Origin of the sequence: Escherichia sp. TW14182, from assembly GCF_000208525.1 — a bacterium.
GTDB lineage: Bacteria > Pseudomonadota > Gammaproteobacteria > Enterobacterales > Enterobacteriaceae > Escherichia > Escherichia ruysiae.
Window position 1 is genome coordinate 1 of the sequence record NZ_AEJZ01000223.1, and the last position, 11,639, is coordinate 11,639.

Sequence of the window (11,639 nt, forward strand, 5' to 3'; positions counted from 1 at the left end):
TAAATCAGTAAGTTGGCAGCATCACCCACAAGCCGACAAATATGTTGAACATCTTTCAGACGTTCTCCAGATTCTGAGTAACAATAATATTGGTACTCCCAGACCTGAATTAGGCGAAGGCATTTTTGTTCTTCCTTTTGAACACCACGTTATTTATTTCCTGTAATCACCAGGGGAAATTATCGTCACTCGTATCCTTAACCAAAACCAGGACGCTACCAGACATTTACACTGGAGCTAAACCCGCCGATTGCGCTACAATGCCCGCCCTTAAAGTGGGGACACTCCCCTAACCGCTTCATCAGGTGAAGCGGTTCTGACCTGTCATCAGAACGAGAGAATTATGTTTAAACCGGAACTCCTTTCCCCGGCGGGAACGCTGAAAAATATGCGTTACGCTTTCGCTTATGGCGCAGATGCTGTTTATGCGGGACAACCGCGTTATTCCCTGCGTGTGCGCAACAACGAATTCAACCACGAAAATCTTCAGCTCGGCATCAATGAAGCCCATGCGCTGGGGAAAAAGTTTTATGTCGTGGTCAACATTGCGCCGCATAACGCTAAGCTGAAAACCTTTATCCGTGACCTGAAACCAGTAGTGGAAATGGGGCCGGATGCGCTGATTATGTCCGATCCGGGGCTGATTATGCTGGTGCGTGAGCACTTCCCTGAAATGCCGATCCACCTTTCGGTGCAGGCCAACGCCGTAAACTGGGCGACGGTAAAATTCTGGCAGCAGATGGGCCTGACCCGCGTGATCCTCTCCCGTGAACTATCACTGGAAGAGATTGAAGAGATCCGCAATCAGGTGCCGGATATGGAGCTCGAAATCTTCGTTCACGGCGCACTGTGCATGGCCTACTCCGGCCGCTGCCTGCTCTCTGGCTACATCAACAAACGCGATCCGAATCAGGGCACCTGCACTAACGCCTGTCGCTGGGAGTACAACGTCCAGGAAGGCAAAGAAGATGACGTCGGCAACATCGTACACAAATACGAGCCGATTCCGGTACAAAACGTCGAACCAACGCTGGGTATCGGCGCGCCAACTGACAAAGTGTTTATGATTGAAGAAGCCCAGCGCCCGGGCGAGTATATGACCGCGTTTGAAGATGAACACGGCACTTACATCATGAACTCGAAAGATCTGCGCGCTATCGCCCACGTTGAACGTCTGACTAAAATGGGCGTGCATTCGCTGAAAATCGAAGGCCGTACCAAATCTTTCTATTATTGCGCACGCACCGCGCAGGTTTATCGTAAAGCTATCGATGACGCCGCTGCAGGAAAACCGTTCGATACCAGCCTGCTGGAAACTCTGGAAGGTCTGGCGCATCGTGGTTACACCGAAGGTTTCCTGCGTCGTCATACTCACGACGATTATCAGAACTACGAATACGGTTATTCCGTTTCTGACCGCCAGCAGTTTGTTGGGGAGTTTACCGGTGAGCGCAAAGGCGATCTCGCGGCGGTAGCGGTGAAAAATAAGTTCTCCGTTGGCGACAGCCTTGAACTGATGACGCCACAGGGCAACATCAACTTTACCCTTGAGCATATGGAAAATGCCAAAGGTGAAGCGATGCCGGTTGCACCTGGCGATGGTTATACCGTGTGGCTCCCGGTTCCGCAGGATCTTGAGCTCAATTACGCACTGCTGATGCGTAATTTCTCTGGTGGAACCACGCGTAACCCACACGGTAAGTGATTAATTTCGATTATTTTTCCCGGATGGAAAATTCTTAGAAACCGATCACATACAGCTGCATTTATTAAGGTTATCATCCGTTTCGCTGAAAAACATAACCCATAAAATGCTAGCTGTACCAGGAACCACCTCCTTAGCCTGTGTAATCTCCCTTACACGGGCTTATTTTTTACGCGTAATACAATGAAATAAAAGGATTTATTTCTGGTCACGTCCACACATTGACCACATCGACAAAAAAGCCCCTCGACTGAGGGGCTTCCTGTTTGTAATTACATCCACATAATTTGCTGCCCTGACGGCAACGGGTGCGGCCTCACGGCGTGGACTTCTCCCGGCTTCACAATGTATCGCTGTACCGACTCATAAGTGATGAACGTGGCGCTGCAATTCACGTTCTGGCACTGATGATAACGCTCTTTTGTCGTGTCAGTGATATAGCGACTTGTACGCGCATGTGCGGCATGCTGGCATAAAGGACAATGAAACATCGCGAGCACCTCTTCCGGTTTTGTTGATGGTGCCATTTTAGTTAATTTATCCTTATAAAACAAACAGATAAAATAAAAACATCACTCATCATCTTCTGTTTCATACTCCACATCAGAAAGCCTGACCTCAAGCTCTAAGGACGTCGTGAAGCCGCTATTATTCAGAAAATGTGTCACCTTAGTGATTGTCCAGTCCTGCTCGTCTATGACGCGCTTAAAGCCTGACACTTTAACCGGCGTTTCCGTGTAAATATCTGCCCGACCAGTAGCCAGACTGATGGAGAACTCCGCAACGCCCCGTTGCAGCTTATCCCACTTCGCCTGAGCGGCGCGCATGGCCTGCGCTTTCGTGGCATATACCGTGGTCAGGGCAAAAACGTTGTCAGCCTCACCTGCCATGTATTCACCTTCGCGCGCTTCCGGTACTTTTGGCGCTTTCTTCTGCGTGACTGGTTTCGCTTTCGGGTGCTCCAGTGCGCGCAGGTGTTTCTCTTTCTTTTTGCGTTTCAGTTTTACCTTCTGCTTTTGTGGCTTCGGGTCTTTGGTGTGTAACCACTTTGCCGTTACGCCGGTATAGGCTCCACGGTCAGCAATCGCAAAATGATGACGGTCACCGTCGCTGCGGGTGATGGTAATCTGCGGGATTTTTTTACCGCTGGCCGTCATCCCCTGCCCCGCTTTGAGAAACAACAGTTTTCCCATTTTTACCGACACCTCACCGCCGTTGCGTTCAGCAAGGCGGGTCAGGAATTTCGCATCAGACTCCTGCGACTGGTCGATGTGCGGGATTTTAATTCCGGCCAGTGACGGAGCAACACTGGCTTCCAGCCTGTTACGGGAGGCTATCGCCTCAACAATCGCACCGAGCGTGGTGTCATGCCAGGAGCCTTCCCGGCGGGAATTGAGCGTCCCGCGAAAATCTGCACTCCGGGCGCGGATGGTGACCACATCCGGCGCGCCCCGGTGTTCTACCTCATCAACGGTGAATTTCCCTTTGCATACCAGGGCAAAACCTTTCCAGCCGATATACACCGTCAGGACAGCGCCACGAACCGGTAGCCCTACCTGCCCGTCGGCGTCGTTCAGTTCAATATCAAGCTGGTCAGCCTCAAAGCCCCGGTTATCCGTCAGGGTCATGCTCATCAGACGGTCGCTGATATTGCCGGTAATATCCCTGCTGTCGAGCATCAGCATGTAATCCGGCGTCAGCGTACTGCCTGCATCAAATGTCAGCGCATCCAGCATTATCCCGCCCCCGTCATACCCGTGAATCTGGTCGCCATACTGCCAGCCTTACCGATGAGCGATTCCGCCTGTTTACCGATATCGCCATAAAGCGCGGCCAGTGATTCATCAACGCGGGTGAGCGACAGCGTAAAATCAATTTTTCTGGGTGTGCCGTCTGCAAAGAAAATACTCCCTGTTTCACTCACCCTGCTGATGACATACATGCCGTAAATCATGCCGGTGCCATCCAGCAACGGCCACGCCCGGCCTTCCTCTGCCATCAGTCTGAGCGTGGTCATCGTCAGCTTTCCGCCGGTCAGCTCGGGATAAAGCACGCCTGCAAGCGTAATGTTTTCCTCACCCACACCGAGAAACTGAAAGGCATCCCGTTTACCGATACAGGAATTTGACGGCCAGCGATAATCTGATTCACGCTGCATGGTCTGGTGTGGCAGCGTCTGGCGCATAAAAACAAACATACCTAACGCGAGCATCATTTTTCGTCACCTCCTTAACCGTCATGCATCATGCTGGCACGGGCGCGCGCACGTTTATCCCGCTCGTATTTTTCGAGCGCATCCTGTAACTGGCGGTCGAGCTGTGTCCCCGGCGCAGTACCGCCCGTCAGGTTGATGTGATATTCGTTTTTACTCTGGTCCACATAAGAGCGGCCAGCCGGTGCCGTAACTGGCTGATAAGCCTGATAGCCAGCATAAGAGCTGGTCGCCGGAATATAACCACCGGTGCCATACGTGGCGGCACGAGTTCTGGCGGCGGTCTGGTCAAGCGTGCCTGACTCTTTGTTGATGACGCCGAGTTTTTCCAGTACCCAGTCAATACCGCTGCGCAGTTTGTTGAACGCATTAAGCGGCAGCATCAGCGCGTCAGCCAGTGCCTGCCCGAACATGACGCCCGTGTCACGGCAACGGTTCAGGGTGTCCTGGGTGGCTTTGACCGGGGCAATCAGGTTTTTAAACCACTGCCACGCGGCCTGTAACTTTTCGCCCAGCCAGTCAAACACCGGCTTAAGTGGCGTGAACAGTTCCCCCACCGGCGCAAATGCCGCTTTCAGCCCTTCCACCACACCGCCAAAGAATGCGCTGACAGGCTCCCAGTATTTACGGATAAGCAACGCCCCGGCGACAATGGCGGCCACCACGGCCACAACCGGCCAGCTAATCGCCCCGATGGCCGTCATAACAGCACTGCCAACCGTCGTGAAGATTGCCCCCATTGCGCCTGCTGCCGCGATGATGGCATTGATGCCAGTGATAACCGGCCAGGCTACGAGGCCAATGGCACCGATGACAGCAGTCAGCGCCAGTGCACCACCGACAATGAGGCCGATGGTTGACGCCAGTGATTTGTTTTTCTGGATCCAGCCGTCGAGTTTTAACACATACTTTGTGGCCGTCTGCGTGAGCTTACGCAGTGCGCCTTCCTGCTGGTCAAACAGGTCTGTCCCCACCGCCTCATAAGCGGACTGAAACTCCTTAAAGTCACCGCCGAGGTTGTCCTGCATGATATTTACCAACTCTGCGGTCTTCCCGTCCGAGGCTTTAAACGCAGCGGTCAGTTTGTCCAGCTTTCCGGTTGACGCGGCAGTCATCAGCACAGCGGCGGCTGAGCTGGCCTCCTCCCCGAAAATGGTTTTCATGTATTCGGCCTGCTGGGCAGTACCGAGCCGGTTTTTCTCAAAGCTGGCCTGCATTTCTTTCAGAATGGTAAATACTGGTCGGGTGTTTCCCTTACTGTCTGAGGTTTTCACGCCAAGCTCTTTGAGTGCATCCCATGCTTTTCCAGTCGGTGCCTGCAGGCGACTTAACACGGCACGGCTTCCCGTCCCCGCCATTGAGCCTGTGATTTTTGCATCATGCAGCGCCCCGACCATTGCGGCGGTTTCTTCAATGCTGACACCGGCATTTTTTGCCACTGGTGCGGCATAGGTCAGCGCATCGCTCATGCCGTCAAAATCAGCGGCGGTTTTGTTCATCGTCATGGAGAGAACATCCCCGATATGAGCGACCTTATCGTTTGAAAGCTGAAAGGCGGATTTCATCCCCATCAGCAGGGTGGCGTTTTCTTCCATTGTGCGACGGTTCGCCAGCGCCATATTCAGCGTGACCGGCGTTGCCGCCTGAATGGCATCAACATCCCCACCGGCTTTCGCAATAATAATCTGCGCACCGGCTGCATCATCTGCCGAGGCTGCGGTATTGTCGCCGAGCTGACGCGCCTGCTTGCGTAGTGCAGCCATTTCGGCGGAGTCTTTTGCCACACCGAGCACAGCCTGTAATTCTGAGTTTTTCTGCGCAAACTCATAACCGGGCATCAGCAACTTAACTCCGGCCATCGTTCCCGCCGCCGCAATCCCCACACCGGCAGCGCCCACCGAGGCCATATTTCCGGCCAGTTCCTTTCCGGCCTGATAACGCTGTTTTACTGCGTTAAGTTTTGCCTGTTGCGCACTGACACGCGCCAGCGCGTCGCGCTGACGGTTAAGCTGTGCGGTGGTTTCACTGATACGGTTTTTCAGTCCCTGCTCATCATGTGCAAGATTGCGGGTATTAATTCCCACAGAGGCCAGTTCCCGCTGCTGGCGTTTAACGGAATCCGTCAGGCGGTTATATTTCGCCTGTAAGTCCTCCGCCGCACGCTTTGCGGATTCCAGCACTTTCGCCTGAGCACGGGTCGGACGTTCGGTGTTTTTAAACTGTGTGGCAAGGGCTTCGGCTTCCTGCCGTGCCTTTTCAAGTGCATGACCAGTCACGGCAAGCTGTGCACTGGTCTTGCGAAATCCCTCAATACGGGATGCGTGACCGTTCAGCTCGCGCAGTGATTTTTGTGTTTCCCGGATATCCCCCGACAGCGACTTGCTCGCTGTACGGATGGATTTAAACGGGCGGGATGCCTGGTCAACAGCCCTGAGCAATACCTGTAATTTTACATTGTTACTCATTCGTGTTTCCGCTTCGCCGGAGCGCCTTTTCGCGCCATGTGATGAGTTCGGTCAGGCTCATGGGATACAGTTCTGATGGCGGCCAGTGAAATACCACTGCCACATCCGCCATCAGGTCATCGACCGACAGATTTTTCGGAAACGTCACTGCACCGAGTTCGGCGACAAAAAACCGACCACCTTACCGGCCAGTGCCACAAGGTCAGGCAGTTCCAGCGCGGCGACTTCCTGCTCGGTCAGCATCGGTGCCGTCATGCGCGGCAGCACCTTAATCAGTGCATCGACTTCGGAGTTTGCAACCGCAGCCAGACTGACACCGCGCAGCGTCCCGGCATTGGGTTTCATCAGCGTGACCTGTTCGATAACCTGCTCACCACGTTTGACCGGATTTTCCAGGATAATGACATTTTCTTTGTTCATGTTTTTCTCACTTCTGAATCAGGGTTAACCGGTCAGCCTGGCTGACCGGATGAAAATCACAGGCCGATATTACGGCGGTGTTGCTCCAGCCGGTCGACACCGTTCACCTTCTCAATCATGTTGATGGTGTCGATTTCGACCAGCTCCTTACCGTCCATCGTCAACTTGAAATAAGTACAAATCACCGGGAGTTTCGATTCGGTATCCTCTCCCTGTTTACCCTCTCCGGTGTCGATTTCTTTCTGACGTCCACGCATGACCACCTCGACGGCCACCGTTTCGCCGGTATCGTCGCGCTGGTAAGAGCCTGCAAAACGAATCGGTACGGCATCCACACCGGTTGCGGCGTAAAGCTCCCAGATAACCGAATCCGGGAAGCCCCCGAGCGACCACTCCATTGACAGCGCATCGTCATCAAGGCCGAGGTCTACCGGTGCGCTGCCGTTCATCCCCGCGCCGCGATAATTTTCGAGCTTACGGGTCAGTTTTGGCAGCGTGACGGACTTTGCAACGCCCTGATAGCTGTAGCCGTTCAGAAAGACATTCATGTATTTGAGTTTGCGCGGCATTGCCATCGGTCAGGCTCCTTAATTGCTGTTAACCGAGGTGACCAGATTTGCCAGGTATTTATCGGTGATACGCTGGCGCAGGGTCAGGTTTTCGAGAGGAGGCACCGGGGTATAGTCGTAGTCGATATACAGTTTTCCGGCCTTGAGGGTTTCCGCATCGTTGGATTCTTCGCTGAACCAGCAGGTCGCATCCACGATATAGCCGTTTGTTTTCAGCTCACGGAATTTGGCATTGATGCCGTCAACGATGTCGCGAATCAGCGTTGCGGTGATGGGCTTGTCCACCGCCCACATGTGCGCCTCAGCCATCGTGTCGGCCAGCACCTGCGCGGTGCGGGTGTAGTTTTCAAAGAGGAACAGCGGGTCATCGGAGCAGGTACGGTTACCCCAGAAGCGGAAACCGTCGCGGCGAATCAGCGTAGTGACGCCTGACTCGTTAAGCAAGTCAGCATCGGTGCCGGACTCCTGCAAATCCCAGAAGACGGATGCGCTGATGCCGGTAACACCGTTCACCCCGACATTGGACAGCGTTTTATGCCAGCCCTGCTCCTGGTCGATTTTAGCGCGCAGACCCAGCGCACGGGCGGTGGCATACGCGGTGGCGGTGGTACTGGTGACCGTATCCCATGCGAGGAAATCCGGCCAGATGACCATCAGCTCACGCTGGCTGAAATTCTGGCGGTAGGCTTTCACCTCGGAAATGGTCTTACAGCCCCATGCGCTGATATATCCGAAAGCGCGCAGCTTCTGACAGACTGATGCCAGTGCAACAGCCACCTCTTTGGTGTCCAGTCCCGGCACGCCGAGAATACGCGGTTTAACACCGGTTACCGACTCCGCCGCCAGCAGGGCTTTCAGTCCGGTGTACTGACCGTTTTCGTCGGTGGTGCCGATGATATTGGAAACGGTCTGCGCAAGTTTCGTTTCTTCGTCGTCGCCGGTGCCGTCTTCCACACGTACAACAACGGTGACTGGTTTTGACTGGTCAGCGATGGCCTGCAACGACGCCGCCAGCGTGCCTTTTTTACCGGCCTTTGCAATTGCGCTCTGCACATTGGTAATCAGCACAGGTTTATTGAGGGGAAAGGTTTCCGCATCCGCATCGCTGGCCGTGCAGACCATGCCGACAATGGCAGTGGATACAGTGGAAATGACGCGGGTGCCGTCGTTAATCTCCAGCACCTGCACGCCATGATGATAGTCACTCATCCGTTTAACTCCGTGGTTAATGGGTGCAACTATTTTCTGTTGTGCAGAGCATGAGACGCTATTTGCCCTGGATGGTCAGTGGATGAAACAACAGATACAGAAAAGGCGGGCAATTCGCCCGCATTTCCTAATTTGTACTAACCCAGCTTCCAACTGACAATTTACGTAGCCAAAAAGCTATCAAGTCTGGCAGACTGATTTGTACGAGGTGTGGATAACCATAATTATGTGCATGCTAACATCACGGTGCATGAGTCAATCGGGTCTATGCCAAAGAATTACGCCTTGATTGACCATAGATTGCTTGCCCTTGAATTTGACCATTCCAATAAAATGAATTATGATAATCGTCAAATGGAGGTGCACAATGATCAAACACACCGCAGCAGAAAGGGAAACCAACACTTCAGCTAAGCTGAATGAACACCAGTTGAACCTTCTGAAAAGAATTAACAACCTCGCTATTTCCCTGATGCCTGAATTTGAAGACAAAAACCAGGCAATTAATGCTATCACGCTGGATGATAGTTCACTGATGCAATTGCTCTACACCGTTCAACTCGAACAGAAGACTCGTGTCAATGACTACGAACTACGTAAAGTGCGCCGTCGTCGCGAAAATCTGGAACGATTTTATCGTGGGCTTCAGGAGTTAGGCGGTACGCTAAAGGTAAATGACGTGGTCGATATTCTTGGAATCACCCGCCAGGCGATCAACATTCGCGTTAAGAAGAACAAGCTTTTAGCATTCAAGCAGAACGGTGATTTTATTTTCCCGAAATTTCAGTTCACAGATAACGGGCTGATTCCCGGCTTTGAAGACGTAATGGCGGCATTTGACGAGAATACCCATCCAATGCTGCGGTTGGGTGTGCTGAAATCACCAATAGAGGTTAATAGCGAAGGCCTGAAAAAGACGCCGATTCAAATCATGCAGGACGGCGCTAAAAATAGTGAACTTAGTCTGGCTATCCGTGCCGCTAAACAGTTCGGAAATCATGTATCCAGTTAATTGTTTTAAAAAGAGGGGCTAGCCAGCCCCTCTTTGGTTTACATTGGTTCTGGCGTAATTTCGAATCCAAGCAGTTCTTCGAACATCTCTTCACCTGACATCGTTCCTTTGTGCCACCCTTTAGGGAAGATACCTTCGTCATTTTCGATGTAACTGGCATAAGGCACCATCCCCTGAGGGGTATCGGTAAAGGCTGGTGTACTATCCGGTCGTTCCCAAAAGGCATAACAGCGTTTATAGCGTTTATGCCTTGAGGTATAGGCTATCCCGTCATAGTCACGCCCGAAATGTGTATAAAGATGTTCCATTAGCCATTGAGTAAAAGTGTAATCCTCGTTCTCTAAGCTATCCAAAGGAATATGTAACAACTCACAGAGCGCTACAACATCGATCACTTTCACTGGCCTCATGACATCCACAGAGCACATATAGTGTTGTGAAAGTACCGATTCAGGATAAGAAATCGTCCCTTCGAGATGGAGCAAACGCCCATAAGCTTCTGCCGCCGCCGTTAACGCAGAGTCAGAGGCATACCATACCGCCACACATCCCCCTGGGGGGTTGTATCGCCCACATTCATTTTCCTCAATTGGCGCTCTGAAGTTGATTGCGCTTTCATACAACGCCATTTGATGACGCTTCAAAAGACCAGAGCCTGGTTGAATGTCAATCGCCGGAATACGTCCAGATTTATTTTTTGCAGCAATTCCTTGTGCAACAATATTTTTTTCAAATGTCCATTTGGTCATTTTTACTACTCCTTCTATAAACAGATTAAGCCATAGGCTCCTCTCCATATTGATTGAAAATAATCCCTACCGTGCTTGCCCGGCAGGGGGTATGAGAACATGTGTATCTCAATCTCGATTATACCAAGCAAATTTTCTATTTTTCGGAAATTTAGAGAGTTTTTTTAATGCTTCGCATGCCTTCTCGATGTATTGATGGGGCTGAAAAGAAGAAATAACGCAGGAAGTTTTACGGAAAGGAGAACTATAAAGATTTTTATCAAGTGAATTAGAAATAAGAACTTCGCAGGATACTGCATTTTTAGTGAAGATGGGTTGAGTTTCTCAGCAAGAGTCCCGCGAGAGCCATATTGACAGCATGCATGACTCGGAGATTATTCCCCATGCAGGATGGTACACCAATGCAAGAGTTGGTTTACGCAAATGATTGGATGATCGCGATTACCGACCGTACATTGCGCAAATAACGTTCTGCGTCGATGCTATTAAGATGCCCCGACCACACCGTACGACGGACGCCGTAGTGATCCGAGCTTAAGAATAGATAATCTTTTCTCTCCTGATTCACCGTTCGCAGTGCGTTTTCCATAGCTGTCGCAAGCACAATACTTCCGCTACAGGCACAGAGCGGACTGTCAGATTAGTTTTTACTCTGTGCCATAGATGAGTAATCTCACACCAGAGCTAATACGATTTATTGCGGCATTTCTGGCCATTCTATATCCGGAGCATTTTCCGGCTGAACGCGATTCAGTAGCACACGGTATTTTTTCCAGTGTGTCAGGCTTAACTTTTCTTCCTCGGTAGCCATATCTAAATCGACAGCATCCTGCAGCGTGGCAATAATTTCACCTGCATATGCAATCAGCTCTTTCTTCTGAGAGTCAGCCGCTCTGACAAGCGCATCACGCTCTGCATTCTCATCATTCACCCACGCATTTCCGTCCCATTTCTGATAATCCCCATCCGGGGAAATGGCTGTCACGTCTGGAGGTAATGCGCCAAGTTCAGAAATATAAATGGCTGCTCCCGTTTTCGTTTCGTAGACAGTCTTTCCGCGATGATCTTCCATCAACTCCCATTTCATTTCATCTGCATTGAAAACGGCTGCATAACCAGCCGGTATATCAGGCGGCGCAATATCTGTACTGTTTGCAGGCAGACCTGTATACGGCGGAATATACGCATCACTTTCCCCAATAAATTCATTGGTTCCATCAAGTAAATTGAAAACGCGGATAGTTTGTGCTTCTGCACTCATTCTGAAAGCCATTATGCAAGCCTCACAATATAGTTAA

General features: G+C 51.5%; 12 protein-coding genes and 1 pseudogene. 3 read left to right on the forward strand and 10 right to left on the reverse strand.

Features of this window, described 5'->3' with window-relative positions; genetic code table 11:
* Positions 1 to 241, forward strand: a pseudogene (locus EQY_RS26880) (type II toxin-antitoxin system RelE/ParE family toxin); the annotation flags it as partial.
* A 102-nt stretch (positions 242 to 343) separates the two neighbouring features.
* Positions 344 to 1,705: a prephenate-dependent tRNA uridine(34) hydroxylase TrhP gene (gene trhP, locus EQY_RS0117340; RefSeq protein ID WP_000476030.1), complete on the forward strand. Its 1,362-nt coding sequence runs from the start codon at positions 344 to 346 to the stop codon at positions 1,703 to 1,705.
* A gap of 272 nt (positions 1,706 to 1,977) precedes the next feature.
* On the opposite strand, the gene ogrK is transcribed toward trhP, so the two are convergent.
* From ogrK to EQY_RS0117375, 8 genes are all read right to left on the reverse strand, one after another.
* Entirely contained in the window at positions 1,978 to 2,196 is a 219-nt protein-coding gene (gene ogrK, locus EQY_RS24900) for a prophage transcriptional regulator OgrK (RefSeq protein ID WP_000468308.1), read from the reverse strand.
* Between the two features lie 81 nt (positions 2,197 to 2,277).
* Positions 2,278 to 3,441: a phage late control D family protein gene (locus EQY_RS0117345; protein WP_000882959.1), complete on the reverse strand. Its 1,164-nt coding sequence runs from the start codon at positions 3,439 to 3,441 to the stop codon at positions 2,278 to 2,280.
* The gene (locus tag EQY_RS0117350; protein WP_000978876.1) at positions 3,441 to 3,920 is read right to left on the reverse strand and encodes a phage tail protein; all 480 of its coding nucleotides are present in this window, start codon (positions 3,918 to 3,920) and stop codon (positions 3,441 to 3,443) included. The genes EQY_RS0117345 and EQY_RS0117350 overlap by 1 nt, the downstream gene beginning before the upstream one ends.
* A 14-nt stretch (positions 3,921 to 3,934) precedes the next feature.
* The gene (locus EQY_RS0117355) at positions 3,935 to 6,382 is read right to left on the reverse strand and encodes a phage tail tape measure protein (protein WP_000069944.1); all 2,448 of its coding nucleotides are present in this window, start codon (positions 6,380 to 6,382) and stop codon (positions 3,935 to 3,937) included.
* Positions 6,375 to 6,530, reverse strand: a complete 156-nt coding sequence (locus EQY_RS0117360) for a GpE family phage tail protein (protein WP_000143832.1) — start codon at positions 6,528 to 6,530, stop codon at positions 6,375 to 6,377. Before EQY_RS0117360 ends, EQY_RS0117355 begins: the two co-directional genes overlap by 8 nt.
* Positions 6,527 to 6,802: a phage tail assembly protein gene (locus EQY_RS0117365; RefSeq protein ID WP_001031300.1), complete on the reverse strand. Its 276-nt coding sequence runs from the start codon at positions 6,800 to 6,802 to the stop codon at positions 6,527 to 6,529. Before EQY_RS0117365 ends, EQY_RS0117360 begins: the two co-directional genes overlap by 4 nt.
* A gap of 56 nt (positions 6,803 to 6,858) precedes the next feature.
* The gene (locus tag EQY_RS0117370; RefSeq protein ID WP_001251416.1) at positions 6,859 to 7,377 is read right to left on the reverse strand and encodes a phage major tail tube protein; all 519 of its coding nucleotides are present in this window, start codon (positions 7,375 to 7,377) and stop codon (positions 6,859 to 6,861) included.
* A 12-nt stretch (positions 7,378 to 7,389) separates the two neighbouring features.
* Positions 7,390 to 8,580 (reverse strand): phage tail sheath protein, encoded by a 1,191-nt coding sequence (locus EQY_RS0117375; protein ID WP_001286716.1) that lies wholly within the window; start codon positions 8,578 to 8,580, stop codon positions 7,390 to 7,392.
* A gap of 367 nt (positions 8,581 to 8,947) precedes the next feature.
* Between EQY_RS0117375 and EQY_RS0117380 the strand changes: the two genes are divergently transcribed.
* Complete coding sequence (locus EQY_RS0117380; protein WP_000589880.1) at positions 8,948 to 9,592, forward strand: hypothetical protein; 645 nt, start codon at positions 8,948 to 8,950, stop codon at positions 9,590 to 9,592.
* 38 nt (positions 9,593 to 9,630) lie between these two features.
* On the opposite strand, the gene EQY_RS0117385 is transcribed toward EQY_RS0117380, so the two are convergent.
* Both EQY_RS0117385 and EQY_RS0117395 read right to left on the reverse strand, forming a co-directional pair.
* Positions 9,631 to 10,341: an RES family NAD+ phosphorylase gene (locus tag EQY_RS0117385; RefSeq protein ID WP_000170336.1), complete on the reverse strand. Its 711-nt coding sequence runs from the start codon at positions 10,339 to 10,341 to the stop codon at positions 9,631 to 9,633.
* A gap of 694 nt (positions 10,342 to 11,035) precedes the next feature.
* On the reverse strand, positions 11,036 to 11,614 hold the full coding sequence (locus EQY_RS0117395; protein ID WP_038809054.1) for a tail fiber assembly protein: 579 nt from the start codon (positions 11,612 to 11,614) through the stop codon (positions 11,036 to 11,038).
* Positions 11,615 to 11,639: the final 25 nt, after the last annotated feature.